The sequence below is a fragment of the Streptomyces sp. SP18CS02 genome, from assembly GCF_036322365.1.
In the GTDB taxonomy this organism is placed as follows: Bacteria; Actinomycetota; Actinomycetes; order Streptomycetales; family Streptomycetaceae; genus Streptomyces.
This window is the reverse complement of the sequence record NZ_JAQYXC010000303.1, coordinates 265539-292298: the sequence shown is the minus strand read 5'-3', so window position 1 is coordinate 292298 and position 26760 is coordinate 265539. Positions and strand designations below refer to the sequence as shown.

Annotated in this window: 21 protein-coding genes and 1 riboswitch; of the genes, 14 read left to right on the top strand and 7 right to left on the bottom strand. The window is 71.5% G+C overall.

The features are described 5' to 3' along the window. Positions 1 to 256 precede the first annotated feature (256 nt). The 3 genes from PUR26_RS32285 to glgX all read right to left on the bottom strand — a co-directional run bounded on the left by PUR26_RS32285 (position 257) and on the right by glgX (position 6583). On the bottom strand, positions 257 to 2146 hold the full coding sequence (locus PUR26_RS32285) for an ABC transporter ATP-binding protein (RefSeq protein ID WP_329878006.1): 1890 nt from the start codon (positions 2144 to 2146) through the stop codon (positions 257 to 259). After that, a complete protein-coding gene (locus PUR26_RS32280; RefSeq protein WP_329878004.1) occupies positions 2143 to 3999 on the bottom strand; it encodes an ABC transporter ATP-binding protein in 1857 nt (618 codons plus the stop codon). Before PUR26_RS32280 ends, PUR26_RS32285 begins: the two co-directional genes overlap by 4 nt. Before the next feature lie 274 nt (positions 4000 to 4273). Continuing rightward, positions 4274 to 6583, bottom strand: coding sequence for a glycogen debranching protein GlgX (gene glgX, locus PUR26_RS32275; protein WP_443077242.1), 2310 nt, complete (start codon positions 6581 to 6583; stop codon positions 4274 to 4276). A 169-nt stretch (positions 6584 to 6752) separates the two neighbouring features. Here glgX and PUR26_RS32270 point away from each other — a divergent pair, with 169 nt between their 5' ends. The 7 genes from PUR26_RS32270 to PUR26_RS32240 all read left to right on the top strand — a co-directional run bounded on the left by PUR26_RS32270 (position 6753) and on the right by PUR26_RS32240 (position 13747). After that, the gene (locus tag PUR26_RS32270; RefSeq protein ID WP_329878000.1) at positions 6753 to 7988 is read left to right on the top strand and encodes a L,D-transpeptidase; all 1236 of its coding nucleotides are present in this window, start codon (positions 6753 to 6755) and stop codon (positions 7986 to 7988) included. A 175-nt stretch (positions 7989 to 8163) separates the two neighbouring features. Continuing rightward, positions 8164 to 9408: a L,D-transpeptidase gene (locus PUR26_RS32265; RefSeq protein WP_329877998.1), complete on the top strand. Its 1245-nt coding sequence runs from the start codon at positions 8164 to 8166 to the stop codon at positions 9406 to 9408. Between the two features lie 160 nt (positions 9409 to 9568). Beyond that, complete coding sequence (locus PUR26_RS32260) at positions 9569 to 10336, top strand: enoyl-CoA hydratase/isomerase family protein (protein ID WP_329877996.1); 768 nt, start codon at positions 9569 to 9571, stop codon at positions 10334 to 10336. A gap of 279 nt (positions 10337 to 10615) precedes the next feature. Beyond that, entirely contained in the window at positions 10616 to 11119 is a 504-nt protein-coding gene (locus PUR26_RS32255) for an ATP-binding protein (RefSeq protein WP_329877994.1), read from the top strand. 469 nt (positions 11120 to 11588) lie between these two features. After that, positions 11589 to 12218 (top strand): ADP-ribosyltransferase, encoded by a 630-nt coding sequence (locus PUR26_RS32250; protein ID WP_329877992.1) that lies wholly within the window; start codon positions 11589 to 11591, stop codon positions 12216 to 12218. A 172-nt stretch (positions 12219 to 12390) separates the two neighbouring features. Further along, positions 12391 to 12606 carry an EF-hand domain-containing protein gene (locus PUR26_RS32245; protein WP_329877990.1) on the top strand — a complete coding sequence of 72 codons (216 nt, stop codon included), beginning with the start codon at positions 12391 to 12393 and terminating at the stop codon, positions 12604 to 12606. Between the two features lie 145 nt (positions 12607 to 12751). Continuing rightward, positions 12752 to 13747 carry a CopD family protein gene (locus PUR26_RS32240; RefSeq protein WP_443077241.1) on the top strand — a complete coding sequence of 332 codons (996 nt, stop codon included), beginning with the start codon at positions 12752 to 12754 and terminating at the stop codon, positions 13745 to 13747. A 73-nt stretch (positions 13748 to 13820) separates the two neighbouring features. On the opposite strand, the gene PUR26_RS32235 is transcribed toward PUR26_RS32240, so the two are convergent. From PUR26_RS32235 to gcvT, 4 genes are all read right to left on the bottom strand, one after another. Further along, positions 13821 to 15203, bottom strand: a complete 1383-nt coding sequence (locus tag PUR26_RS32235; protein ID WP_329877988.1) for an L-serine ammonia-lyase — start codon at positions 15201 to 15203, stop codon at positions 13821 to 13823. A gap of 168 nt (positions 15204 to 15371) precedes the next feature. After that, positions 15372 to 16628, bottom strand: a complete 1257-nt coding sequence (glyA, locus tag PUR26_RS32230; protein ID WP_329877986.1) for a serine hydroxymethyltransferase — start codon at positions 16626 to 16628, stop codon at positions 15372 to 15374. Positions 16629 to 16653: 25 nt separating this feature from the next. Continuing rightward, a complete protein-coding gene (gene gcvH, locus PUR26_RS32225; RefSeq protein WP_329877984.1) occupies positions 16654 to 17028 on the bottom strand; it encodes a glycine cleavage system protein GcvH in 375 nt (124 codons plus the stop codon). 79 nt (positions 17029 to 17107) lie between these two features. Further along, positions 17108 to 18232 carry a glycine cleavage system aminomethyltransferase GcvT gene (gcvT, locus tag PUR26_RS32220; RefSeq protein ID WP_329877982.1) on the bottom strand — a complete coding sequence of 375 codons (1125 nt, stop codon included), beginning with the start codon at positions 18230 to 18232 and terminating at the stop codon, positions 17108 to 17110. Positions 18233 to 18381: 149 nt separating this feature from the next. Beyond that, positions 18382 to 18475, bottom strand: a riboswitch (glycine riboswitch). A gap of 165 nt (positions 18476 to 18640) precedes the next feature. Here gcvT and PUR26_RS32215 point away from each other — a divergent pair. The 7 genes from PUR26_RS32215 to PUR26_RS32185 all read left to right on the top strand — a co-directional run bounded on the left by PUR26_RS32215 (position 18641) and on the right by PUR26_RS32185 (position 26743). Continuing rightward, positions 18641 to 19306: an AAA family ATPase gene (locus tag PUR26_RS32215; RefSeq protein WP_329877980.1), complete on the top strand. Its 666-nt coding sequence runs from the start codon at positions 18641 to 18643 to the stop codon at positions 19304 to 19306. 91 nt (positions 19307 to 19397) lie between these two features. Further along, positions 19398 to 20138 (top strand): enhanced serine sensitivity protein SseB, encoded by a 741-nt coding sequence (locus tag PUR26_RS32210; RefSeq protein WP_329878574.1) that lies wholly within the window; start codon positions 19398 to 19400, stop codon positions 20136 to 20138. Between the two features lie 77 nt (positions 20139 to 20215). Beyond that, positions 20216 to 21004: an enhanced serine sensitivity protein SseB C-terminal domain-containing protein gene (locus PUR26_RS32205; protein WP_329877978.1), complete on the top strand. Its 789-nt coding sequence runs from the start codon at positions 20216 to 20218 to the stop codon at positions 21002 to 21004. A 660-nt stretch (positions 21005 to 21664) separates the two neighbouring features. Continuing rightward, a complete protein-coding gene (locus PUR26_RS32200) occupies positions 21665 to 22669 on the top strand; it encodes an ABC transporter permease (protein ID WP_329877976.1) in 1005 nt (334 codons plus the stop codon). A 61-nt stretch (positions 22670 to 22730) separates the two neighbouring features. After that, a complete protein-coding gene (locus PUR26_RS32195) occupies positions 22731 to 24506 on the top strand; it encodes an ABC transporter substrate-binding protein (protein WP_329877975.1) in 1776 nt (591 codons plus the stop codon). A 114-nt stretch (positions 24507 to 24620) separates the two neighbouring features. After that, positions 24621 to 25619 carry an ABC transporter permease gene (locus PUR26_RS32190; protein WP_329877973.1) on the top strand — a complete coding sequence of 333 codons (999 nt, stop codon included), beginning with the start codon at positions 24621 to 24623 and terminating at the stop codon, positions 25617 to 25619. Further along, complete coding sequence (locus PUR26_RS32185; protein ID WP_329877971.1) at positions 25616 to 26743, top strand: ABC transporter ATP-binding protein; 1128 nt, start codon at positions 25616 to 25618, stop codon at positions 26741 to 26743. The genes PUR26_RS32190 and PUR26_RS32185 overlap by 4 nt, the downstream gene beginning before the upstream one ends. Positions 26744 to 26760 lie beyond the last annotated feature (17 nt).

The following is a 26760-nucleotide window of genomic DNA, read 5'->3' as shown; positions in this document are numbered from 1 at the left end:
GCGGGCTCCTGTCAGGAGCGCGTCAACAAGTTGGCCAAAATTCGTCCGTTGCCCGAAAAGCCGTGTTCGTTAAGCGGACGTTTCGTCGAGCATCACCGCGGTGTCGCCGACCGTTCGCCCGGGGCCCGGATCCCGGGCGCGCGGCGGCCACCGACGGCACCGGCCGTATGTGAACGCCGTGTTGAGCAGGCCATACACGACCGCTCCGACGGACCGCCCGGCCGATGGCTCGTTCCGGACCCCGCGCCGCGAGCGGTCAGCCCACCAGGCTGTCGCGCCAGGCGCGGTGCAGATCGGCGAAGCGCCCGGTGGCGGCGATCAGGCCGTCCGGGGAACCGTCCTCGACGACGCGGCCGTCCGCCATCACCAGGACCCGGTCCGCGATCTCCACCGTCGACAGCCGGTGGGCGATCACCACCGCCGTCCGCCCGTGCAGCACCGTGTCCATGGCCCGCTGCACCGCCCGTTCACCGGGGATGTCCAGCGAACTGGTCGCCTCGTCCAGGATCAGCACCGCCGGGTCGGCCAGCAGGGCCCGGGCGAACGCCACCAGTTGCCGCTGCCCGGCGGAGATCCGGCCGCCCCGCTTGCGCACGTCGGTGTCGTAGCCGTCCGGGAGGCCGGCGATGAAGTCGTGCGCGCCGATCGCCTTCGCGGCCCGCTCGATCTCCTCCCGGGTCGCCTCCGGCCGCCCGATCGCGATGTTCTCCGCGACCGTCCCGGAGAACAGGAACGCCTCCTGCGTCACCATCACCACCCCGCGCCGCAGCTCCGGGGTCGCCAGGTCGCGCAGGTCCACCCCGTCGAGCAGGATCCGCCCCTCGGTCGGGTCGTAGAACCGGGCCAGCAGCTTGGCGAGCGTCGACTTGCCCGCCCCCGTCGAGCCCACCACCGCGACGGTCTGCCCGGCCGGGATCGTCAGAGCGAACCGCGGCAGCACCTCGCCCCCGGTGCGGTACGCGAACCGGACGCCGTCGAACACCACCTCCCTGCCAGGGCTCCCCGACGGGCGCGGCGGGAGCTCACGGGACTCGACGGCCTCCGGCACGGTCGGCGTCTGGGCCAGCAGCCCCGCGATCTTCTCCAGCGAGGCCGCCGCCGACTGGTACGAGTTGAGGAACATCCCGAGCCGGTCGATCGGGTCGTACAGCCGCCGCATGTACAGCACCGCGGCGGCGAGCACCCCGAGCGCCAGCGTGCCCCCGGCCACCCGGTACGCCCCCCACAGGACCATCCCCGCGACCGCCGTGTTGGCGACCAGCCGGGAACCGACGACGTACCGTGCCATTTCGAGGATGGCGTCGCCGTTGCTGCGCTCGTGGCGGTGGTTGAGCAGGCCGAACCGCGCGTCGTTGGCACGTTCACGGCGGAACGCCCGCACCGGGCGGATGCCGTTCATCGTCTCGGCGAACTTCACGATGACGGACGCGATCGCCGTCGAGCGCGCGCTGAAGGCGACGGCCGCGCGCCGCTGGTAGAGCCGTACGAACAGGTACAGCGGTACGAACGACGCCACCGCCACCGCCCCGATGCCCAGGTCCAGCCAGAGCAGCATCGCGGAGATGTACACGAACGACAGGACGACACCGATCAGCTCCTGGAGCCCCTCGCTGAGCAGCTCGCGCAGCGACTCGACGTCGGTGGTCGACCGGGAGATCAGCCGGCCGGAGGTGTACCGCTCGTGGAAGTCCACGCTCAGCGCCTGGGCGTGCCGGAAGATGCGCCCCCGCAGATCGAGCAGCACGTCCTGGTTGACCCGCGCCGAGGCACGGATGAAGGCGTAGTGGAGCAGGCCCGCGCCCGTCGCGCACAGGGCGTACCCCAGGGCGACGGCGATCAGCGGCCCGTGGTCGCCGCGCCGCAGTGCGGGCACGCCCCGGTCGATGGCGTACGCCACGAGCAGCGGTCCCGCCTGCACCGCGGCCTGCTGGAGCAGCAGGAGCAGCGCGGCGAGCGCCACCCGGGCGCGACGAGGCCCCAGGAGCGAGCGCAGCAGTGCCCCGGTCGCCCCCTCGGGCACGGGCAGCGCGTCCCGGTCGAACGGGTCGGCCCCGCCGGCCGCCGGGCCCACGGCCCCGTCCGGCGGTCCGCCGTCCGCGCCGGCCGGTGAGCCCGTGCCGGTCCGCGTGTCCTGGTGCTTCGTCATCGCGCATCGCCCTTCGTACCGGCGCCCGACATCAGCCAGGCGTACTCGGCGCTCTCCCGCAGCAGTTCCTGGTGCGTGCCCACCGCCGCGATCCGGCCCCCCGACAGCAGCGCGACCCGGTCGGCGAGCATCACCGTGGACGGGCGGTGCGCCACCACCAGCGCCGTCGTCTGCCGCAGGACCTCGCGCAGCGCCCCCTCCACGAGGGCCTCGGTGTGCACGTCGAGGGCCGACAGCGGGTCGTCGAGCACCAGGAAGCGGGGCTGCCCGACGACCGCCCTGGCCAGGGCGAGCCGCTGGCGCTGGCCGCCCGACAGGCTCAGCCCCTGCTCGCCCACCTGGGTGTCGACGCCCTGCGGCAGGTCGCGTACGAACCCGGCCTGGGCGATGCCGAGGGCGCGGCGCAGCGCGGTGCCGTCCGCCCCCTCGGCGCCCATCAGCACGTTCTCGCCCACGCTCGCCGAGAACAGCGTCGGCTCCTCGAAGGCCATCGACACCAGTGCGCGCAGCCGGGGGCGGGGCATCGCGGTGATGTCCTCACCGTCCAGCAGGATGCGTCCGCCGGTCGCCTCGTGCAGGCGGGGGACCAGGGCGGTGAGGGTGGTCTTGCCCGATCCGGTCGCGCCGACCAGGGCCATGGTCTCGCCCGGACGGATGTGCAGATCGACGCCGGCCAGCACGGGGGCCGCGTCGGCGGGCGCGTCGGGGTAGCGGAACTCGACGCCCTCGAACCGCACTCCGCCCTCCTGCGGGCGGGCCCCCGAACCCTCCGGTCCGCCGGAACCCTCCGGTCCGCCCCCGCCGGGCGGCCTCGCGAGGACACCGGCCGTGCCCGTCGCCGCGGTCACGGCCGCCGACTCCTCGGTGTGTTCGTCCAGTACTTCGAAGAATCGTTCCGTCGCCGTCGCCGCCTCCTGGCTCATCGCCAGCAGGAAGCCGATCGACTCGACCGGCCACCGCAGGGCCAGCGCCGTCGACAGGAAGGCCACCAGCGTGCCCGCGGACAGCTCGCCGTCCGCGACCCGCACCGTGCCCAGCACCAGGGCGCCGCCGATCGCCAGCTCCGGGACGATCGTGATGACCGCCCAGATGCCGGCCAGCAGCCTGGCCTTGACCAGCTCCGTGCCGCGCAGCCGCTCGGCGAGCGAGCGGAACGCCAGCGCCTGGCTGCGGTGCCGCCCGAAGCCCTTGACGACGCGGATGCCCAGCACGCTCTCCTCGACGACCGTCGTCAGATCCCCCACCTGGTCCTGCGCCCGCCGCGCCACCACGGAGTACCGGGTCTCGAAGAGGGAGCAGACGACGATCAGCGGCACGACCGGTACCAGGAGCGCCAGCCCCAGCGTCCGGTCCTGCATGAGCAGCAGCACGCAACCCGCCAGGATGGTCACCCCGTTGACGAGGAGGAACGTCATCGGGAACGCCATGAACATCCGCAGCAGCGACAGGTCCGTGGTGGCCCGCGACAGCAGCTGCCCCGACGCCCACCGGTCGTGGAAGGCCACCGGAAGCCGCTGGAGGTGCCGGTACAGATCGGCCCGCATCGCCGCCTCGACCCCGGCCAGCGGCCGTGCCACCAGCCACCGCCGCAGCCCGAAGAGCAGCGCCTCCGCCACCCCGAGCAGCAGCAGGACCAGCCCGCCGAACCACACCTCACCGGGGTCGCGGCGGCTGACCGGGCCGTCCACGATCCATTTCAGTACGAGCGGGATGACCAGGCTCAGACAGGACGCCACGACGGCGACCAGGGCCGCGGTCCCCACCCGCGCCCGTACGGGACGCAGGTAGGGCCACAGCCGCAGCAGTGAGCGAACGGCCGAACGGTCCTTGGTGGTTGCATGTTCTTGCGGCATCAGGAGCGAGCCTACGATTCGGCGCGGACATCGCTCATGTGGTTTTCGGCCGTCCGGCCGGGGCCGCACGGGCGCGTCAGCCGATCGGCCGACGCCGCTCCGGGCGGCACGGGCGATGCCCGCACGCTCCCGGCCGGCAGGCCCGTACCCATGCGGTGACGGCGCCCGGCCCCCGGCGGGCGAGCTCCTGTACCGGACCACCGCGCGGGAGGCGCTCCGCGCCCGGGGGCCGCTCGCCTTCCGGTGCGGCCCCGCCGCGCGCCGCGCCCCCGGGCTACCCCCTCACCCGCAGCAGCAGCACCGAGCGGGCGGCCACGGTCACCTCCTCGCCGCCCCGGTGCACCGTCCCCGGGGCCTCGGACTGGTCCTCCAGCGAGGTGTCCACGACCAGTTCGTACGACTCTCCCCACGGCGGCCCCGGCAGGCGGAAGGCCACCGGTTCGCCCGCCGCGTGGAGGATCGCCAGGAAGCTGTCGTCCGCGATCCGCTCGCCCCGCTCGTCACGGCCCGGGATGTCCCGCCCGGACAGGTAGAACCCGAGCGTCGCGGTCGGCGCGTACCAGTCCCCCTCCGTCATCTCCGCGCCCCCGGCGGTGAACCAGGCCAGGTCCCGCAGTCCGTCCACGCCCTGCGGGCGCCCGGAGAAGAAGGCGCGGCGGCGCAGCACCGGATGGCGGTGCCGCAGCGCCAGCAGACGCGAGGTCAGCTCCGACAGCCCCCGCGGCCCCGGGCTCTCCAGGAGCGACCAGTCCAGCCAGCCGATCTCGTTGTCCTGGCAGTAGGCGTTGTTGTTGCCGCCCTGCGTGCGGCCCATCTCGTCGCCGGAGACCAGCATCGGGACCCCCGCCGACAGCAGCAGCGTGGTGAGCAGGTTGCGCACCTGCCGGCGGCGCAGCGCGTTGATCCCCGGATCGTCGGTCTCGCCCTCCGCGCCGCAGTTCCACGACCGGTTGTCGTTGGTGCCGTCCCGGTTGCCCTCGCCGTTGGCCTCGTTGTGCTTGCGCTCGTACGACACCAGGTCGCGCAGGGTGAATCCGTCGTGCGCGGTGATGAAGTTGATGGAGGCGTAAGGCCGCCGCCCGCCCCAGGCGTACAGGTCGCTGGAGCCCGACAGCCGGTACCCCAGATCCCTCACGTCGGGCAGGGCGCCGCGCCAGAAGTCGCGCACGGCGTCGCGGTAACGGTCGTTCCACTCCGTCCACAGCGGCGGGAAGGCGCCCACCTGGTAGCCGCCGCTGCCCACGTCCCAGGGCTCGGCGATCAGCTTGACCCTGCGCAGCACCGGGTCCTGGGCGATCACCGCGAGGAACGGGGACAGCATGTCGACGTCGTGCATCGAACGGGCCAGGGCCGCCGCCAGGTCGAAGCGGAAGCCGTCGACGCCCATCTCGGTGACCCAGTAGCGCAGGGAGTCGGTGATCAGCCGCAGCACGTGCGGCTGGACCACGTGCAGCGTGTTGCCGCACCCGGTGTAGTCGGTGTACCGGCGGGCGTCGGACTGGAGCCGGTAGTAGCCGCGGTTGTCGATGCCCCGCAGCGACAGCATGGGCCCCAGCTCGCTTGCCTCCGCCGTGTGGTTGTACACCACGTCGAGGATGACCTCGATGCCCGCGGCGTGCAGCGCCTGCACCATCCGTTTGAACTCGCCGACCTGCTGGCCGGCCGTCCCCGAGGCGCTGTAACCGGCGTGCGGGGCGAAGTAGCCGATCGAGTTGTAGCCCCAGTAGTTCCTCAGCCCGCGCCGCAGCAGGTGGTCCTCGTGCGCGAACTGGTGCACCGGCAGCAGCTCGACCGCCGTCACCCCGAGCCGGACCAGATGCTCGACGGCCGCCGGATGGGCGAGCCCCGCGTAGGTGCCGCGCAGCTCCGGGGGGATGCCGGGGTGCCGCCGGGTGAAGCCGCGCACGTGCAGCTCGTAGATGACGGAGTCGGCCCACGGCGTCTTCGGCCGCCGGTCGTCCGCCCACTCGTCGTCGGGCGCGTCGTCGTGGACCACCACGCCCTTGGGGACGTACGGGGCGGAGTCCCTGGTGTCCCGGACGGTGTCGGCGACATGCTGTTCGGGCCAGTCGCGTACGTGCCCGTACACCTCGGGCGGCAGCGAGAAGTCGCCGTCCACCGCCCGCGCGTACGGGTCCAGCAGCAGTTTGGCCGGGTTCCAGCGGGCCCCCGTCCACGGGTCCCAGCGGCCGTGCACCCGGTAGCCGTACCGCTGCCCCGGCCGCACGCCCGGTACGAAGCCGTGCCAGATCTCGTGCGTCAGCTCCGTCAGCGGCAGCCGCCGCTCCAGGAGCTCGCCGCCCGGGCCGTCGTCCTCCTCGAAGAGGCACAGCTCGACCGACTCGGCCCCGCCCGCCCACAGGGCGAAGTTGGTGCCGGCGACCCCGTCGGGGCCGACCCGGAACCGCGCGCCCAGGGGCGTCGGCGCTCCGGGCCACACCTGGGGACCGGGCGTGTCGGGCTCCCTCGGTCGCCCGTACGGCCCTGTCCGCTCCGCCGTCGGGGCGATCCGCTCTTCGCGTACGGCGTCCACGGCGTGACGCACCGCACGCCGCACCGCCTCCTGCTCGGCTGCGCTCGACACCTGCGGGCCTCCCGCGGCTCGTCCGGCTCCGTGTTGCGCGCGCGGGCCGCGGCGTCCCGGCCGAGGCTCCCCGCACATGGTCCTCCCACCTGTTCTGCCCGGAGTCTCCCGCTCCCAACATGACCCGTACTGACGTTTCCCCTGGAGGGGGGCAGTCGTTGGGCGCATCGTGAGACACGTACTGAATCGGGCAGGGCTCGGCATCGCCGTGGCCGTGGCATGGGCGGGACTGATGGCGGGCCTGGCCGGGTGTGCCGGCGAGGGCGGATTCGGCCTGGACATCGGGGGCAAGGGGCGCTCGCCCGGCGACACCATCCGGGTGACGCCGGAGGACGGCGAGAAGGGCGTCCCGCCCGACACCCCGCTCGAGGTGAGGGTGCCCGGCGGACGGCTGGAGCGGGTCCGGGTGCGGAAGGTCGAGGACGCCCAGCCGTCCGACGTGCCCGGCTCGATCTCCGGCGACGGCCTGCGCTGGCGTCCGGCGAAGGGCGCCCGGCTGACCCTGGCGGCCAAGTACACCGTCGACGCGGTGGCCCTCGACGGCCACGGCCGCCGTTCGGCCCGGCACACCACCTTCACCACCGCGGTCCCCGAGCACCGCTTCATCGGCTACTTCAAACCGGAGAACCGCTCCACCGTCGGAAGCGGCATGATCGTCTCCTTCGGATTCAACCGGGCCATCGAGAACCGGGCGGCCGTCGAGCGGGCGATCCGCGTCACCTCCCGGCCGCCGGTGGAGGTCGTGGGCCACTGGTTCGGCAAGGAGCGGCTGGACTTCCGGCCGCGCGAGTACTGGAAACCGGGCACCAGGGTCACCGTCGATCTGAGGCTGCGGGATGTCGAGGCCGCGCCGGGGGTATATGGCATCCAGCACAAGTCCGTCGAGTTCACCGTGGGCCGCTCGCAGGTCTCGCTGGTCGACGCGGAGGCGCACACCATGGAGGTACGGCGTGACGGAGAGGTCCTGGCCAAGCTCCCGATCACGGCGGGGGCGCCGAAGACCACCACCTACAACGGGAGGATGGTGGTCACCGAGCTCTTCGACGTGACCCGGATGAACGGGGCGACGGTCGGTTTCAAGAAGAAGGACGGCAAGGGCGAGTACGACATCAAGGACGTGCCCCACGCGATGCGCCTGACCGAGTCGGGGACCTTCCTGCACGGCAACTACTGGGTGGACTCCTCGACGTTCGGGTCGGCCAACGTCAGCCACGGCTGTGTGGGCCTGCGCGACGTGAAGGGCGGCAGCCCGGAGTCCCCGGCGGGCTGGTTCTTCGACCGGACGCTCATCGGGGACGTCGTGGAGGTCGTCAACTCCCGTGACCGGAAGGTCGCTCCCGACAACGGGCTCGGTGGCTGGAACATGGAGTGGAAGGAGTGGCAGGCCGGCTCCGCCCTCCGCTGATCCCGCACCGGCCCGGCAGGCCCGCAGCCGTTCCCCTCACTTGGAACTGAACGGTGACATTGGCGGCCGCTCGGCAGCGCTCGCAGTGTGATTATCTAGCGCGATATGTGCGCGTGGGGCGCGCGGGGGTGCGGGCCGTGGCAGTGCCAGGCCGGTGCGAGGGGAGTGGACCATCGTGAACGGGCAGCCGATATCGGGGGCATCGGCCGGAGCGGGCGGCAGGCGCGGGGGTACCGGGCCGCTGGCTCTGGTACTGGGAGCCTTGCTGCTGCTGGTGACGGCGTGCGGGGGCGGGGGCTCCGGCAGCGGCAAGGGCGAGCAGGACAGGAAGGACGGGGGGAAGGTGGAGAACGCGGCCTCGCAGGCCGTGGTGACCATCGCCCCCAAGGACGGTGCCGCGGCGGTCGCCACCAGCGGCGCCCTCAGGATCACCGCCGAGAAGGGCAGGCTGACCACCGTCACCGTCGCCGACTCCAAGGGCAACGCGGTCGAGGGCAAGGTCGCGGCCGGCGGCGCGAGCTGGGAGCCGGTGGGTCACCTCGCGGGCGGTACGAAGTACAAGGTGCACGCGATCGCGACGGACGCCGAGGGCCGCGAGTCCGCCAAGGACACCACGTTCACCACGCTTGTGCCGAAGAACACCTTCATCGGCCACTACACGCCCGAGGACGGCTCGACCGTCGGCGTGGGCATGCCGGTCTCGATCAACTTCACCCGCGGCATCACCAACCCGAAGGCCGTGGAGAACGCCATCAAGGTGACGGCCGAGCCGGCCGTGCGGATCGAGGGCCACTGGTTCGGCAACGACCGCCTCGACTTCCGCCCGGAGAAGTACTGGGCGGCCGGCACCAAGGTGACCGTGCAGCTGAACCTGGACGGCGTCGAGGGCCGCCCCGGTGTCTACGGCAAGCAGGCCAAGACGGTGAAGTTCACCATCGGCCGCAGCCAGGTCTCCACCGTGGACGCCGAGGAGAAGACCATGAAGGTCGTGCGCGACGGCAAGCAGATCAAGAACATCCCGATCACCGCGGGCGCGCCGTCCACCACGACGTACAACGGCGAGATGGTCATCAGCGAGAAGTACAAGGTGACCCGGATGAACGGCGCCACCGTGGGCTTCGGCGGCGAGTACGACATCAAGGACGTCCCGCACGCCATGCGGCTGTCCACCTCGGGCACCTTCGTGCACGGCAACTACTGGGCGTCCGCCGGAACGTTCGGCTCGGCCAACGTCAGCCACGGCTGCGTCGGTCTGCGCGACGCCCGCGGCGCCGGTGACGGCTCCACCCCGGCGGCCTGGTTCTACGACAGCTCGATCATCGGCGACGTGGTGATCGTGAAGAACTCCAAGGACAAGAAGATCAAGCCGGACAACGGTCTCAACGGCTGGAACATGCCGTGGTCGGAGTGGATCGCCTGAGAAGTCTGCGGTAAGTGCCGGGGTCAGGGCGAGACCTTCCCGACACGACCGAGGACGGCGACCGGCGCGGGCCCGCCGCCGTGGGGACATACCGGGGGATACCCCCAGACCTCCCACGGCGCCGGGCCCGCCTCTGTTAACGGAGGCTAACCTGCCCCGTATGACAGTCACTCTCGAAGTCTCCGAAGGTGTCGGCACCCTCCGCCTGGACCGCCCGCCGATGAACGCGCTGGACATCGCCACCCAGGACCGGCTGCGCGAGCTCGCCGAGGAGGCGGCCCGCCGTGACGACGTGCGGGCCGTCGTGCTGTACGGCGGCGAGAAGGTGTTCGCGGCGGGCGCGGACATCAAGGAGATGCAGGCGATGGACCACGCCGCCATGGTGGTGCGCTCCAAGGCCCTCCAGGACGCGTTCACCGCCGTCGCCCGCATCCCCAAGCCCGTCGTCGCGGCCGTCACCGGCTACGCGCTGGGCGGCGGCTGCGAACTCGCGCTCTGCGCCGACTTCCGCATCGCGGGCGACAACGCCAGGCTGGGCCAGCCGGAGATCCTGCTGGGCCTGATCCCCGGCGCGGGCGGCACCCAGCGCCTGGCCCGTCTGGTCGGCCCCTCCAAGGCCAAGGACCTGATCTTCACCGGCCGCCATGTGAAGGCCGAGGAGGCGCTGGCCATCGGGCTGGTCGACCGGGTCGTCCCGGCCGCCGAGGTGTACGAGCAGGCGCACGCCTGGGCCGCGAGGCTCGCACAGGGGCCGGCGCTCGCCCTGCGGGCCGCCAAGGAAGCCGTCGACGCGGGCCTGGAGACGGACATCGACACCGGTCTGACCATCGAGCGGACCTGGTTCGCCGGCCTGTTCGCCACGGAGGACCGGGAGCGCGGCATGCGCAGCTTCGTGGAGGAGGGTCCGGGGAAGGCCAAGTTCCTCTAGGGCCTTTCGTTCGCGTTCCGTCCGGCCCGGGTCGCCCCGGTGTCCACCATGCGGGTGGTTCGGCGCCGCCCCGAGGCGGCCCGGGGTGGCGCCGAACGGCGTCACCGGGGCGTGTGTGCCGCTCATTCGTATGGGTAACGCACCCCAGGTCAGGCCGGGCCGAGCGACTCCGGCCTGCCGGAGTCATATGCCGGACGAGCCCCCGGAATGCTTCATTCTGGGGGAACGATTCCCTCGGAACGGCCACGCGGAGCCCGTCGGGCAGCCATCATGGGGGGCATGGCCGGGCTGGAAGGTGTAGAGCAACCGCGGCAGCGCGGCGGCGCTACCGCCGCGCGGTGGGTGCTCTCCGCGGACGACGAACAGGCGCTCAAGGCGCTGGAGTTGTTCGGCGACCCGACGGAGGAGGAGGTGCGGCTGCCCTCCCGGCCCGAATCCGCCGCCACCGCCCGCCGGCTGACGCAGTGCGTGGTCCTGCGCCAGTGGGCGCTCACCCCGCAGATCGCCGAGCACGCGATCCTGCTCGTCTCCGAGCTCGTCGGCAACGCGGTCCGGCACACCGGGGCGCGCGTCTTCGGCCTGCGCATGCTGCGCCGCCGGGGCTGGATCCGGATCGAGGTGCGCGACCCCTCCCGCGGTCTGCCCTGCCTCATGCCGGTGCACGAGCTGGACACCAGCGGGCGCGGGCTCTTCCTGGTGGACAAGCTCTCCGACCGGTGGGGCGTGGACCTGCTGCCGCGCGGCAAGACCACCTGGTTCGAGATGCGTGTCTGCGACCGCTGACGCGGCCGGGTCGCGAGGAGAGCGGGGGCGGGGCCCGCGCCGCCGCTCCGTACGCACTCCGCCCCGCGGCGGCGTCCCGCCGCGCATGACGCAGAAGCCCCCTGGGGCCGGGATGCGGCGCCGTCGGGGGCTTCTGTGAAGAGCGCCGTGGAGGAAAAGGGGTGTCTCCACGACCGCTGTCGACGACCTGGCCCGGGTCAATGGGGGTCGTGGCATCGACTATGGCAGACAGGGGGCCTTGCCGCCAAAAGAACTTATGGCGACGTACATGATGAAAACGGGCGTCCGAGTCGTGAATCGCAGGTGAGGTGGGCCACGAGCCTCATAAAGCATGAATAAATATGGGCTCTGCCGGTTGTTTCATCGCCTTATCGCTTTGCGCTCGGGTCTGTCGGCATCTTCCGCTGACACGCCGCCGATCGGGTGAGGATCCCCGATCCGTCGGCGCGCCGCCGGGATTCTTGGCCCCATGATCACCACGCATCCGCGGCGCCGGGCCGTCGCCCTCGCCCTGTCCGTCGCCGCCCTGCTCGCGCCCGCCGCCTCCACGCGGGCCGCGTCCCCGGACGCCGTCCCCGCCGCCGCTCCGGCGCTCACCACGAAGGCCCGGGCCGCCGCCTGCCCGGTCGTCACCGACCGGCTGTACGCGGCGGCGGACCGCCGGGTCGATCCCGGCCGGATCACCCCCGCTCCCGTCTGGCGGACGGACTGCAAGCAGCTCTACCGCGCCGACAACCGCGCACCCGCCGTGATCTTCCAGGAGGGCTTCCACCCCAAGGCGCCGCTGGACGGCCAGTACGACATCGAGCGGTACGTGCTGGTGAACCAGCCCTCGCCGTTCGTTTCGACCACCTACGACCACGACCTCTACAAGAAGTGGAAGAGCGGCTACAACTACTACGTCGACGCTCCCGGCGGTGTGGACGTGAACGGGACCATCGGCGACACGCACAAGTACGCCGACCAGGAGGAGGTCGCCTTCCCCGGCGGTATCGCCCGCGAGCACATCGTCGGTGTCTGCCCGGTCGACACGGTGCGGAAGACCGAGATCATGGCCGGGTGCGAGGACAACCCGTACTACGAGCCCTGGCGCGGCTGACGGTCCGGGGGGCCTCCGGCCGGCCCGCCGGGGACAGCGCCTGCGGCCGGCCGGCGGCCCGCCGTCCGGGAGCCGCCCCCGGCCCGCCCCGTCCCGGCCCCCGGGGCAGGCCCCGGCCCCCTTGCCGATAATCTGACCGCCATCAGTAACGCACCAAGAATGGGGTGGACCAGTGGCGGACATCGAGTCGGCGCGCAAGGCCTTCGAGCGGTTCGACGTGGACGGCGACGGGTTTATCACTGCCGCCGAGTACAAGAGCGTCATGGCCCAGCTGGGCGACTTCAACGTCACCGAGACGGTTGCTCAGGCCGTCATCAACTCCAAGGACGGCAACGGCGACGGTCTGCTCTCCTTCGACGAGTTCTGGGCGCAGCTCAGCAAGGCCTGAGCCCGCTGAGCCTCGCTGCTCCCGAACGGCGCCGACCGGACACCCGGGCGGCGCCGTCCGCGTACCCACCATGCCGCCTGCGCGGGTGAAGTGTGCCGAAGTGGCTTGACTTGCCCGCCCGTTGCCTTTCCAGGAGGATCGTCCGGTGACGCTCCCCGGCCCTCCCACCCCCAGCAGCCCCCGCACCCCTCCCCCCACTCCTCCCGGCCGGGACGCGCGGGCCCGGCCCGCCGGCCCGCCCCACTGGAAGCGGACCGCGCTGCTCGCCGGCGGGGCGCTCACGGCCGGGTTCATCGCCCTGTACGGCGCGGCCCTGGCCGCGCGCGGCACCGGCGAGCTGCACATTCCCGCCGCCGGCACGACCACCGCGCTGCGGGCCCTGGTCTTCGCCGCCCTCGCCGTGCACCTGGGCGAGTCGGCCGGTCTCCGGCTGGCGGGACCCGGGCCGCTGCCCCGGGCCTGGGCGCTGGGCGCCTCGGTCACGGGGGCCGTCGCGTCGGCGGGGCAGATCGTCGTGCTGGCCGTGGTGAGCGGACTGGACCTCGCCACCACCTACGGCACCCGGGACGGCCGGCTGCTGCTGGTCATGGCCAACGGGTTCGCCCTGGCCGCCGCCTGTGTCGCCTTCCGCCGTCCGCTCTGGGCGCCGGCCCCGCTGGCCCTGGTGATCGGCGCGGAGGCGCTGCGCGCGCACCCCGAGCCGTACACCCCCGAGATCGGCACCGCCCTCACCGTCGTCCATCTGATCGCCGCCTCGCTGTGGGCGGGCGCCCTGCTGTACGCGCTGCGCACGATGTGGCTGCGCCGGGGCGGCCGGGAGGTGCTGCTGCGGTACGCGCGGCTGGCCGCCTGGCTGTACGCGGCGCTCGCGGTCACCGGCACCTGCTCCGCGCTGCGGCGGCTGCCCGCGGACGTGATCACGGCGAGCGCCTACGGCAGGGTGCTGATCGCCAAGCTGGCCCTGGTGCTGGTGGCGAGCGCCTTCGCGGTGGCCGCACGGCGCCGGCTGCGCCGCGGCGGGGACACGGCCGCACCGGCCCGCGCCGAGCTGGCGGTGCTGGCGGTGGTGGTCGTCGTCTCCGCGGCCCTGACGGTGGTGCCCGACCCCCACTGGGTCAGCACGCGCCTGGGCGTGCGCTGACCCCGTGGGGGTCGGTGTCCGCCGCACGGCGCTCCGGCCCCGCGCAAGGGGTACCCGGTCGCTCCCGAGGACCTCAGCACTCGATGATGTTCACCGCGAGACCGCCGCGCGCGGTCTCCTTGTACTTCACGCTCATGTCCGCGCCGGTCTCCTTCATGGTCTTGATGACCTTGTCCAGGGAGACCTTGTGGCTGCCGTCGCCGCGCATCGCCATCCGGGCGGCCGTGACGGCCTTCACCGCGGCCATGCCGTTGCGCTCGATGCACGGGATCTGCACCAGTCCGCCGACCGGGTCGCAGGTCAGGCCCAGGTTGTGTTCCATGCCGATCTCGGCGGCGTTCTCCACCTGCTCCGGGCTGCCGCCCAGGACCTCGGCCAGCGCCCCGGCCGCCATGGAGCACGCCGAGCCGACCTCTCCCTGGCAGCCGACCTCGGCGCCGGAGATCGAGGCGTTCTCCTTGAAGAGCAGGCCGATCGCGCCCGCCGCGAGCAGGAAGCGGACCACGCCCTCCTCCTTCTCCGCCGCGGAGGCCGAGCCGGCCGCGAAGTTCACGTAGTAGTGCAGCACCGCCGGGATGATGCCCGCCGCGCCGTTGGTCGGGGCGGTCACCACCCGCCCGCCCGCGGCGTTCTCCTCGTTCACCGCCATGGCGTAGAGGGTGATCCACTCCATCGCCAGCGCCTGCGGGTCGCCCTCGGAACGCAGCTTGCGCGCGGTGTTCGCGGCCCGGCGGCGGACCTTCAGCCCACCCGGCAGGATGCCCTCGCGGGACATGCCGCGCGATACACAGGCCTCCATGACCCGCCAGATCTCCAGGAGCCCCTCGCGGATCTCCTCCTCGGTGCGCCAGGCCTTCTCGTTCTCCAGCATCATCGCGGAGATCGACAGTCCGCTCTCCCGCGCCAGCCGCAGCAGCTCGTCGCCGGTGCGGAAGGGGTACTTCAGCACGGTGTCGTCGAGCTTGATCCGGTCCTCGCCGACCGCGTCCTCGTCCACGACGAAGCCGCCGCCGACCGAGTAGTACGTCTTCTCCAGCAGGGTCGCGCCGTCGGCGTCGTAGGCCCACAGGGTCATGCCGTTGGCGTGGTACGGCAGCGCCTTGCGGCGGTGCAGGACCAGGTCCTCGTCGAAGTCGAAGTCGATCTCGTGCATGCCCAGCAGGTTGATGCGCCCGCCGGTCCTGATCCGCTCGACCTTCTCGTCCGCCGTCTCGACGTCCACCGTGCGCGGAGAGTCGCCCTCCAGGCCCAGCAGGACCGCCTTCGGGGTGCCGTGGCCGTGGCCGGTGGCGCCCAGGGAGCCGTACAGCTCGGCGCGTATCGAGACGGTGTGGGCCAGCAGGCCCTCGTTCTTCAGACGGCGCGCGAACATCCGGGCGGCCCGCATGGGGCCGACCGTGTGGGAGCTGGACGGGCCGATGCCGATCGAGAACAGGTCGAAGACCGAGATGGCCACGGGAGACTCCTTGGGTTGGTAGACGTCGCTGTCTGCCGGGGTGGTGCAGGGGCAACGCGATGGGGCAAGAGGCGGGGCACCGCACTCACTGTCCAGTGTGCGCGGTGCCCCGCAGTTCAGTCTGTTACGTACCTAACGGACGAAGGTGTCCGTAGTGCTGCTTGAAGGTTACAGACCAGGGTAAAGCGGGTGCTTCGCCGCGAGGGCGGTGACCCGTGCCTTCAGCGCGTCGGCGTCGTAGGACGGCTTCAGCGTCTCGGCGATGATGTCGGCGACCTCGGTGAAGTCCTCCGTGCCGAAACCGCGGGTCGCCAGGGCCGGCGTGCCGATCCGCAGGCCCGAGGTGACCATCGGGGGCCGCGGGTCGTTCGGGACGGCGTTGCGGTTGACCGTGATGCCGACCTCGTGGAGGCGGTCCTCGGCCTGCTGGCCGTCGAGCTCGCTGTTGCGCAGGTCGACCAGGACCAGGTGCACGTCGGTGCCGCCGGAGAGCACGGACACCCCGTGCTCGGTGACGTCCGCCTGGACCAGGCGCTCGGCCAGGATGCGGGCGCCGTCCAGGGTGCGCTGCTGGCGCTCCTTGAACTCCTCCGAGGCCGCGATCTTGAAGGAGACGGCCTTGGCCGCGATCACGTGCTCCAGGGGGCCGCCCTGGAAACCGGGGAAGACCGAGGAGTTCAGCTTCTTCGCGAACTCCTTCTTCGCGAGGATGATGCCGCCGCGCGGGCCGCCGAGCGTCTTGTGGGTCGTGGAGGTGACCACGTCCGCGTACTCGACCGGGTTGGGGTGCAGACCGGCCGCCACGAGACCCGCGAAGTGGGCCATGTCGACCCACAGGTGCGCGCCGACCTCGTCGGCGATCCGCCGGAACGCCGCGAAGTCCAGCCGGCGCGGGTACGCCGACCAGCCGGCGATGATCACCTTGGGCCGGTTCTCCTTGGCCAGGCGCTCGACCTCGGCCATGTCGACCAGGCCGGCGTCGTCCACGTGGTAGGCGACCACGTTGAACTGCTTGCCGGAGAAGTTCAGGCGCATGCCGTGCGTCAGGTGACCGCCGTGGGCGAGGTCGAGGCCCAGGATCGTGTCACCGGGCTGGGCGATCGCGAACAGCGCGGCCTGGTTCGCGGACGCGCCGGAGTGCGGCTGCACGTTCGCGTACTCCGCGCCGAACAGGTCCTTGACGCGGTCGATGGCGAACTGCTCGGCCACGTCGACGTGCTCGCAGCCGCCGTAGTAGCGGCGGCCGGGGTAGCCCTCGGCGTACTTGTTGGTGAGGACGGAGCCCTGGGCCTCCATGACCGCGACCGGAGCGAAGTTCTCCGAGGCGATCATTTCCAGGGTGGACTGCTGACGGTGGAGCTCGGCGTCGACGGCGGCGGCGACGTCCGGGTCCAGCTCATGGAGAGGGGTGTTCAGAAGCGACATCAGGCGGTCCCTACGGGTCTCTTGGTCAGCTGGCGAAGTCGGTGTACTCGTCGGCGGAGAGCAGGTCCTCCGGCTCGCCGGAAACGCGCACCTTGAACAGCCAGCCGCCCTCGAACGGGGCGGAGTTCACCAGCGACGGGTCGTCCACGACGTCCTGGTTGGCCGCGACGACCTCACCGGTCACCGGGGAGTACAGATCGCTGACGGACTTGGTCGACTCCAGCTCACCACAGGTCTCGCCCGCGGTCACGGTGGCGCCGACCTCGGGGAGCTGCACGTACACGACGTCGCCGAGGGCGTTCGCCGCGTGCTCCGTGATACCGACCGTCGACACGCCGTCCTCGGCGGCCGACAGCCACTCGTGCTCCTTGCTGTAGCGCAGCTGCTGGGGGTTGCTCATGACCTGAATTCTCCTGTACGCGGGGGAGTGCTGGTGAACGGGGCTGTTGTGCGGGGGGTCACGTCCGGGGACCGGAACGTCACTTCTGGCGCTTGTAGAACGGCAGCGCCACGACCTCGTACGGCTCGTGGGTACCGCGGATGTCCACCCCGACACCCGGGGTGCCGGGCGCGGCGTGCGCCGCGTCCACGTACGCCATGGCGATCGGCCTGCCCAGCGTGGGGGAGGGCGCGCCGGAGGTGACCTCGCCGATCACCCGGCCGTCCGCGACCACCTGCATGCCCGCGCGCGGCACCCGGCGCCCCTCGGCGATCAGGCCGACCAGCTTGCGCGGAGGGCTGGCGACGGCGCGCTCGGCGGCGGCCTCCAGGGCCGCACGGCCGACGAAATCACCCTCCTTCTCGAACTTGACCACCCGGCCGAGCCCCGCGTCGAAGGGGGTCAGCCCCGTGGTCAGCTCGTGCCCGTACAGCGGCATGCCCGCCTCCAGGCGCAGCGTGTCGCGGCAGGAGAGCCCGCAGGGGATCAGGCCGACGTCCCGGCCCGCCTCGGTCAGCGCCTGCCAGAGCCGCTCGGCGTGGAGCGGCTCGACGAAGAGCTCGAAGCCGTCCTCGCCGGTGTAGCCGGTGCGGGCGATGAGGGCGGGCACGCCCGCGACGGTGCCCGGCAGGCCGGCGTAGTACTTCAGACCGTCGAGGTCCGCGTCGGTGAGCGACTTCAGGATGCCGGGGGACTCCGGGCCCTGGACGGCGAGCAGCGCGTACGCGTCGCGGTCGTCGCGGACGACGGCGTCGAAGCCGGCGGCCCGCTCGGTCAGGGCGTCGAGCACCGTCTGGGCGTTGCCCGCGTTCGCGACGACCATGTACTCCGGGGCGCCGGACTCGCCCAGCCGGTAGACGATCAGGTCGTCGAGGATCCCGCCGTCCTCCTGGCAGATCATGGTGTAGCGGGCCCGGCCGGGGCCGATCGAGCCGATGTTGCCCACCAGGGCGTGGTCGAGGAGGGCCGCCGCCTGCGGGCCGGTGACGGTGATCTCACCCATGTGGGACAGGTCGAAGAGGCCCGCCCTGGTGCGTACGGCGTTGTGCTCGTCCCGCTCGCTCGCGTACCGGAGCGGCATGTCCCAGCCGGCGAAGTCGGTCATGGTCGCGCCCAGCGAACGATGCAGGGCGTCGAGGGCGGTCAGACGGGGGGCAGTGCTCATGGATGTGGCTCCCGGGTCCCAGGACATGGCTGGCGAGGACGATCCTCCCCATCTGTCATCGGAACCTGAGAGGTTCGCCGAGAGTGCCCGGGCGGGCTCGGCTTGCACCTTGGGTGGAGCCGCCGCGGCGGCTCGCTTTTCAGATCTGCCTCATCCACGCGGTACGGGGCCTGAGAGATTCAAGGGAGGGACTTGCTCCTTCGGCGCCCGGGGCGTGCCCCGGGACTCTCCCGCGCGGATTCAAGCGGCCGGTATGAGGTTGTGGGCCAGTCGCACGACTGTGCTGCTCTTGGCGCGCACATCATTGCACGAGGGGTGTCCCCGGCAAATCGCTTGTGCCTCATTACCCTTTCTTTACACTTCTTGGGCAAGGGTCGGGGAAGCCGAGCCCGAGCAGGGGGAGAAGCGATGACGTTGCAGCGGACCGGTGTCTACGCCACGACCGCGGGAGTGCCCGCCCGGCCCGCCCGGCCCCGCCTGCGCGCCCGGCGGCGCGCCGCCGCCCCGGTCCTGCGGGACCTGCGGGAGCGGGCCGGGCGCTGCCCCCGGACGCTGTCCTTCGCCGCCGGTGACCTGGTGGTCGTCTCCGGACTGCCCGGAAGCGGCAAGTCCACCCTGATCCGCCGGGCCGCCGCGGGCCTCGGCATCGACTCCCAGGACGCCCGCGAGCGCTGGGACGCGCGGATGCCGGCCTTCCTGCCGTACGCGGTCTACCGCCCCCTGGTCCGCGTCTCGCACTACGCGGGGCTGTGGCGCCGGCTGCGCTCCGGGGCGAGCCTCGTCGTCCACGACTGCGGCACACAGGCCTGGGTGCGCCGCTGGCTGGCCCGCGAGGCCCGGCGCCGCGGCCGCGCCCTGCACCTGGTCCTGCTGGACGTCACGGCCCACGAGGCCCGGGCGGGGCAGCGGGAGCGGGGGCGGGGCGTCTCGGGGTACGCCTTCGCCCGGCACCGCAGAGCGGTGGGCAGACTGGTGCGGGACGCCGAGCAGGGCGTCCTGCCGGGCGGCTGCGCCTCCGCGGTGCTCCTGGACCGCCCCGCGGCCGGCGTCCTGACGCGCATCGGCTTTCCGTAGTCCGGCGCGTTAGGGTGCTGCGGCAAGCACAGGGGGTGCCGCGCGGCGAAGCGGGCCGGGCGGCGCGGAGGGAGGAGGACCAGTGGACGCAGTGGTCACCGCATGGCCGGGCAACGAGCTCGAAGAGGTCCTGACCGCCTCGCTCGGCAACCCCGGATCCGGCGCACGGCTCGTCGAGGTGCTGGGCCGCAGCCGCGTCTGGGTCCCCCTGCCCAACGGCGGCGGGCCCGACAGCCCCAGCCTGGACCTGCCCACCCTGGAGATCGACGGCCTGCCCTACGTACCGGTCTTCAGCTCCCGGCAGCAGTTCGAGCACTGCGTGGGCGCCCATACGCCCTTCACCGTCGCCCCGGCCGTCGAGTTCGCCCGCGGGCTCCCGCCGCAGCTGGGCATCGCCGTGAACCCCGGCGGCGCCGTCGGGGCCCCGCTGCCGCCGCCCGCCGTGGCCGAGCTGTGCCGGGCCGGCCGCACCCCGCTGGACGGGGCGGCGAGCGGCGCCCGTGTGCGGCTCTTCGAGCCCGACTGGCAGGACGACCCGGTGGACTTCCTGGCGGCCGCGGCGGAGGAGTTCCAGGCCGCCGGCACGGTCCTCACCGCCCGCCGCGCCCTCGCGAGCATCGAGGGCGGGAGCCCGACGCTGTTCATCGGCGTCCAGCTCTCCTCCTGGGAGGGCGTCGACCGTGACGTACCGATGGACGCCCTCGGCCGGGCGCTCGGCCGGGGCGGTCCTGCCCAGGTGCCGTGGCCGGTCAACCTGGTCCTGCTCGACATCGCGCAGGATCCGGTGGGCGACTGGATGCTGGCGAAGGTACGGCCGTTCTACCAGCGGTAGGACGTACGGGGAACGAGTCCGTGGCGGGCCCGGCCGCTTAAGCTGGTCCGGTGGACGTAAGAGGGGCGGGGACCAGGGTGAGTGCGTCAGGCACCGGGGCGGCCGGACAGGTCGAGCACAAGCTGCGCCAGGTGACCCCCGGGCGGTACGACGCGTACGAGGCGTTGCTGCACGCCCTCGCCGACGGCCCGGTGTGGATGCTGCTCTGGCACGGCCAGGCCGGTTCGCCCGACGCGCAGTACGGGAACATGGAGGTCGACGGCCTGGGCTACGCCCCCTGCGTCACCTCCGCCCAGGAGCTCGCCGCCTCCGGCTGGAACCGCGCCCACGAGGTGATCACCGGCCGCGACATCGCCCGCGCCCTCTACCCGGACCGCTGGGGCATCTGGCTCAATCCGCACGCCCCCGGCGGCGGCGTCGGCATCCCGTGGCCCGACCTGCGCCGGATCGCCACCGGTCTCGACCGGATGCCCGCCGGGCCGCTGCGGCTGTCCGAACCGGCGATCCAGATCCCGCAGTTCTACGCCCAGCTCACGCAGAACGCCCACCGCACGCCCGCCGTCCGGGCGCTGCGCCGCGCCTGGGTGCAGCCGGCCCTCGGCTCCCCGTACCTCGCCATCGGCCTTGACCTGTACGACACCGGCCAGGCGTCCGTCGACGCGGTGCGCGCGATGATGCAGCAGTCGATCGGGGCCGTCCCCGACGGCCTGCCCGTCTCGACGGTCGCGATGTCCGACGAGTACGACCCGGTGACGATGTGGCTGCGGGCCAACACCCGGCCCTTCTACGACCGGGAGGCGCACGCCACGGCCCCGGTCGTGCCCGCCGCCGGGTACGGGTACCCGCCGGCCCGCGGCGCGTACTGACCGGGCGCGTACCGGCAGGGCGCCTGACGCCCGGCGGGTGACGTCCGGCCGCCGGGGGGACCGCCCGGCCCGGCGCCGCGCCTCCTGACGCCGCGCGGTGCGAGCCCGTCCCGCCCCTCCGTCGGGTTCCGGCCACCGCCACCCCATGGCGCGCCCCCCCGCGCCCCGTGCTCTCCGCTGTCCCGCGGGCCTTCCACGCACGCGGGCCTTCCTCCGCACGCGCGCCCCCCGGCGGCGCCCGAGGGATCGTCGAGCCCGCCGACCGCGCGGGCCGGCGCCGCCACCGATGCCCGTGCGCTGCGTGAACCGTCGGTGGGCACAGTGACTTGACCGCCCTGGTGGCGTTTTCGTGCCAGGTGCCCGGGTCTGATGTCACCTGATGAGACAAGTACGGCACATCTACGCGCGTACCCCTTAGGACGCAACTGCCCCACGTCCGGCCCGCGTTCACGGACGTTCGGATAACGGAACTCCCCAGACAGCATCACGTTTGCGCATCCATTCCCCGTCAAGTCTGGTAACGGATCGCAACCGCGTTGAAGACTCCCGCTCCAAGGGGTGGATTCGCCCCTGCGTGCGACTGAGTACGACGGACGGAACACGCCGCCACGAGCGGCAAGTGCGGGCCGGCCACCGCCGGTTGAGAGGGGTCCCTGCCAGATGACGGCACCACTGCACGAGCCGACTGCGGAAGCCGCCCCGAGCGCCGCCGCGGAAGCGGCAGGCGTCTCCGAGGGAAAGCAGGTGCAGGGCCGCTCTCCCGGCCGTATCGCCTGGGAGCGCCTCAAGAGCGACAAACTGGCTCTCGCCGGTGGCGCCGTGGTGCTCTTCCTGATCGTGGTGGCGCTCCTCGCGCCGGTGATCACCGCGCTCGTCGGCCAGTCGCCCGACGAGCACCACGAAGACCTCATCGACCCGCTCTTCTCGACCCCCATCGGGTCCTTCGGCGGCGTCAGCGGTGAGCACTGGTTCGGCATCGAGCCGGTCAACGGCCGCGACGTGTTCGCCCGCATCGTCTACGGTGCCCGGATCTCCCTGCTGGTCGGCTTCCTGTCGGCCGTCGTCGCCGTCGTCCTCGGCACCGTCCTCGGCATCCTCGCGGGCTTCTTCGGCGGATGGGTGGACGCCACCATCAGCCGTGTGATGGACATGCTGCTGTCGTTCCCGCAGCTGCTCTTCATCATCGCGCTGGTCTCCGTCATGCCGAACGAACTGCTCGGTCTCACCGGCACCAGCGTGCGCGTGATGGTGATGATCCTCGTGATCGGCTTCTTCGGCTGGCCGTACATCGGCCGTGTGGTGCGCGGCCAGACCCTCTCGCTGCGCGAGCGGGAGTACGTGGAGGCGGCCCGCAGTCTCGGAGCGGGACGCACCTACATCCTCGTCAAGGAGCTGCTCCCCAACCTCGTCGCGCCGATCGTCGTGTACACGACGATGATGATCCCCACCAACATCCTCACGGAGGCCGCGCTCAGCTTCCTCGGTGTGGGCGTCAAGCCGCCCACCGCCTCCTGGGGGGACATGCTCTCCGACGCGGTGGACTACTTCGACGCGGACCCGATGTTCATGGTGATCCCGGGTCTGGCCATCTTCATCACCGTGCTCTCCTTCAACCTCTTCGGCGACGGCGTACGCGATGCGCTCGACCCGAAGGGCTCGCGCTGAACTGCCGTACCCCCAAGCCCTGTTATCCGCAGGCCGCTACTCACACGGAGGATCCGAGATCGTGACTACCCAACCCACTTCAGGGCGGCGCAAGCAGGCCGTGGCAGCTGCTGCCGTGGTCGCGGCGCTGCTGACCACGGCAGCGTGCGGCGGCGGTGGCGGCAATGGTGACAAGAAGGGCGCGGCCGGCTTCGACGCGGCCAACAACAAGGTCGCCAACGCGTCGGACAAGAAGGGCGGCACGCTGAAGTTCGCCGGCGCCCAGGACGCCGACTCGTGGGACACCACGCGCGGCTACTACGGCTTCGCCTGGAACTTCATGCGCTACTACAGCCGCCAGCTGGTCACCTTCAAGACCGAGCCGGGCAAGGCCGGTACGGAGCTCACCCCCGACCTCGCCACGGCACGGGCCGAGATCTCGCCCGACGGCAAGACGTACAAGTACACCCTGCGTGAGGGCTCGACCTGGGAGGACGGCAAGCCGATCACCTCCCAGGACATCAAGTACGGCATCGAGCGCCAGTGGGCACAGGACGTGCTCTCCGGCGGTCCGGTCTACCTCCGGGACATCCTCGACCCGAAGAAGGAGTACCCCGGCCCGTACAAGGACACCGCGCCGGACAAGCTGGGCCTGAAGGCCATCGAGACGCCGGACGCGAAGACCATCATCTTCAAGCTCCCCTCGCCCAACAGCGACTTCGAGGACATCCTCGCGCTCACCTCGTCCTCGCCGGTGCGCCAGGACATGGACACCAAGTCGAAGTACGGCCTCAAGCCGTTCTCCTCGGGCCCGTACAAGTTCGCGTCGTACACGCCGAACAAGTCGCTGGAGCTGGTCCGCAACACCAACTGGAAGCAGTCCTCGGACCCGGTCCGCAAGGCGCTCCCGGACAAGATCTCGCTGACGCTGTTCTCCAACGCCAACGAGATGGACAACCGCCTGATCAACGGCGACTACCACCTCGACATCAACCAGACCGGCATGTCCCCGCAGGGCCGCACCAAGGCGCTGAAGGAGCACAAGGGCAATCTGGACAACCCGGTCTCCGGCTTCATCCGCTACGCGGTCTTCCCGCAGACGGTCGAGCCGTTCAACAACATCGAGTGCCGCAAGGCCGTCATCTACGGCTCCGACCACAAGTCGCTGCAGACCGCGCGCGGCGGCCCGGTGGCCGGCGGCGACATCGGCACCAACATGCTGCCGCCGTCCGTGCCGGGCTCCGAGGGCCAGAAGTACGACCCGTGGGAGCTGACGAAGAACGACGGCGCGGCGGACGTCACCAAGGCGAAGGCCGCCCTGAAGGCCTGCGGCAAGCCGAACGGCTTCAAGACCACCATCGCGGTCCGCAACAACAAGCCGGTCGAGGTGGCCACCGCCGAGTCGATGCAGGCGTCGCTGAAGAAGGTCGGCATCGAGGTCGACATCGACAAGTACGACGGCTCGCAGACCTCCGGCATCATCGGCAACCCGTCGGTCGTCAAGAGCAAGAACTACGGCATCATCATCATGGGCTGGGGCCCGGACTTCCCGTCCGTGCAGGGCTACGGCCAGCCGCTGTGGGACAGCTCCTACATCCTCGAGAGCGGCAACAACAACTTCGGGATGATCAAGAACCCGGCGATCGACAAGGCCTTCGACGACTACGCCGTCGAGCTGGACGACGCGAAGAAGGAACAGCTCGCCAAGGACATCAACCACAAGGTGATGGAGGGCGCGCACTACCTGCCCTTCGTCTTCGAGAAGTTCGTCAACTGGCGCTCGCCCCAGCTCACCAACGTCTACACGACGGACGCGTACAGCGGTCAGTACGACTTCACCAGCCTGGGTCTGAAGTAATCACCACCGGCACACCCGCCACACGGTACGAAAGGCAGGTGAAGGCCGGAGCGGTCTGACCGCGGGCCACCGGACGACCTCCGGCGGCCCGCGGCCCCCGCTGGGCCGAGAGCAGTGCTCGCATACCTCATCAGGCGGCTCTTCGCCGCCGCAGTGATGCTGGTGGTCATCATCCTGGTGGTCTTCGGCATCTTCTTCCTCATCCCCTCGTGGACGGGCGTCGACCCGGCCACGATGTACGTCGGCAAGCAGTCCGACGCCGCGGCCGTCGAGGCGGTCCGGCAGAAGCTGCAACTGGGCGAACCCATCTACGTCCAGGCGCTGGAGTTCTTCAAGGGCCTGTTCGTGGGACGTACGTACTCCTCCGGCGGCGACGTGACGCACTGCGCGTCCCCCTGCTTCGGCTACTCGTTCCGCAGCGAGCAGGCCATCTGGCCGCTGATCACGGACCGCCTGCCGGTGACCCTGACGCTGGCGCTCGGCGCGGCCGTGCTCTGGCTGCTGCTCGGCGTCTCCGCGGGCGTGCTCTCCGCGCTGAAGCGGGGCTCCCTGTGGGACCGCTCGGTGATGACGATCGCGCTCTCCGGCGTGTCGCTGCCGATCTACTTCACCGCCATGATCTCGCTGGCGGTCTTCACCTACGGCCTCGGTGTGATCGACGGCCAGTACATGGCGATCGGCGAGGGTGTCGGCGGCTGGCTCCAGGGCATGATCCTGCCCTGGGTGACCCTCGCCTTCCTGTACGCGGCGATGTACGCGCGCATCACCCGGGCCACCATGCTGGAGGTGATGGGCGAGGACTACATCCGTACCGCCCGCGCCAAGGGCCTGAGGGAACCGGTCGTGATCGGCAAGCACGCGATGCGCTCGACCATGACGCCGATCCTGACCATGCTCGGCATGGACCTCGGCGCCCTGATCGGCGGAGCCATCCTCACCGAGACCGCCTTCAACCTGCCGGGTCTCGGCCAGGCCGTCCTCAAGGCGATCGGCGAGCGGGATCTGCCGATCATCGTCGGTGTCACCCTCATCACCTCCCTCGCGGTGATCGTCGCGAACCTCGTCGTGGACATCCTGTACGCCGCGATCGACCCCCGAGTGAGGCTCGCATGACAGAGATCGGCAAGACCGGAGCAGCGGTCGGCGAACCGGTGTCCGCCGCGTCCGCCCCTTCCTCCGCGCCCTCCGCGCCCTCCGCGCCCTCCGCGTTTCTGGACGTCCGCGACCTGAAGGTCCACTTCCCCACCGACGACGGGCTGGTGAAGTCGGTCGACGGGCTCAGCTTCACGCTGGAGAAGGGCAAGACCCTCGGCATCGTGGGTGAGTCCGGCTCCGGCAAGTCGGTGACGTCGCTCGGCATCATGGGCCTGCACACCGCCGGCCAGTACGGCAGGCGCAAGGCACAGATATCCGGCGAGATCTGGCTGGACGGCCAGGAGCTGCTCTCGGCCGACCCGGACAAGGTGCGCGAGCTGCGCGGCCGCGAGATGGCGATGATCTTCCAGGATCCGCTGTCGGCGCTGCACCCGTACTACACGATCGGCAAGCAGATCGTGGAGGCGTACCGGATCCACAACGACGTGGACAAGAAGACCGCGCGCCGCCGGGCCGTCGAGATGCTCGACCGGGTCGGCATCCCGCAGCCCGACAAGCGTGTGGACAGCTACCCGCACGAGTTCTCCGGCGGTATGCGCCAGCGCGCGATGATCGCGATGGCGCTGGTCAACAACCCCGAACTGCTCATCGCGGACGAGCCGACCACCGCGCTCGACGTCACCGTCCAGGCGCAGATCCTCGACCTGATCCGGGACCTGCAGAAGGAGTTCGGCTCGGCGGTCATCATCATCACCCACGACCTGGGCGTCGTCGCAGAACTCGCCGACGACCTGCTGGTGATGTACGGCGGGCGCTGTGTCGAGCGCGGGCCGGCCGAGGAGGTCTTCTACCAGCCTCGGCACCCGTACACCTGGGGCCTGCTCGGCTCCATGCCGCGGCTCGACCGTGACCAGACCGAGCGCCTCATCCCGGTCAAGGGGTCCCCGCCGTCACTGATCAACATCCCGTCGGGCTGCGCGTTCAACCCGCGCTGCCCGTACGCCGACGTGCCCAAGGACAACATCACCCGCACGGTCCGTCCCGAGCTCGGTGAGGTCGGCAGCGGGCACTGGGCCGCCTGCCACATGACGCCGGAGCAGCGGGACCGGATCTGGACCGAAGAGATTGCGCCCAAGCTGTGAGCGAGAACGCGAAGGAC

What these genes read in the sequence shown, in the direction of transcription:
- gcvH (WP_329877984.1), bottom strand. Translation starts at nt 17,028, where the DNA reads ATGAGCAACCCCCAGCAGCTGCGCTACAGCAAGGAGCACGAGTGGCTG.
- glyA (WP_329877986.1), bottom strand. Translation starts at nt 16,628, where the DNA reads ATGTCGCTTCTGAACACCCCTCTCCATGAGCTGGACCCGGACGTCGCC.
- PUR26_RS32215 (WP_329877980.1), top strand. Translation starts at nt 18,641, where the DNA reads ATGACGTTGCAGCGGACCGGTGTCTACGCCACGACCGCGGGAGTGCCC.
- PUR26_RS32255 (WP_329877994.1), top strand. Translation starts at nt 10,616, where the DNA reads ATGGCCGGGCTGGAAGGTGTAGAGCAACCGCGGCAGCGCGGCGGCGCT.
- gcvT (WP_329877982.1), bottom strand. Translation starts at nt 18,232, where the DNA reads ATGAGCACTGCCCCCCGTCTGACCGCCCTCGACGCCCTGCATCGTTCG.
- PUR26_RS32280 (WP_329878004.1), bottom strand. Translation starts at nt 3,999, where the DNA reads ATGCCGCAAGAACATGCAACCACCAAGGACCGTTCGGCCGTTCGCTCA.
- PUR26_RS32260 (WP_329877996.1), top strand. Translation starts at nt 9,569, where the DNA reads ATGACAGTCACTCTCGAAGTCTCCGAAGGTGTCGGCACCCTCCGCCTG.
- PUR26_RS32185 (WP_329877971.1), top strand. Translation starts at nt 25,616, where the DNA reads ATGACAGAGATCGGCAAGACCGGAGCAGCGGTCGGCGAACCGGTGTCC.
- PUR26_RS32200 (WP_329877976.1), top strand. Translation starts at nt 21,665, where the DNA reads ATGACGGCACCACTGCACGAGCCGACTGCGGAAGCCGCCCCGAGCGCC.
- PUR26_RS32250 (WP_329877992.1), top strand. Translation starts at nt 11,589, where the DNA reads ATGATCACCACGCATCCGCGGCGCCGGGCCGTCGCCCTCGCCCTGTCC.
- PUR26_RS32285 (WP_329878006.1), bottom strand. Translation starts at nt 2,146, where the DNA reads ATGACGAAGCACCAGGACACGCGGACCGGCACGGGCTCACCGGCCGGC.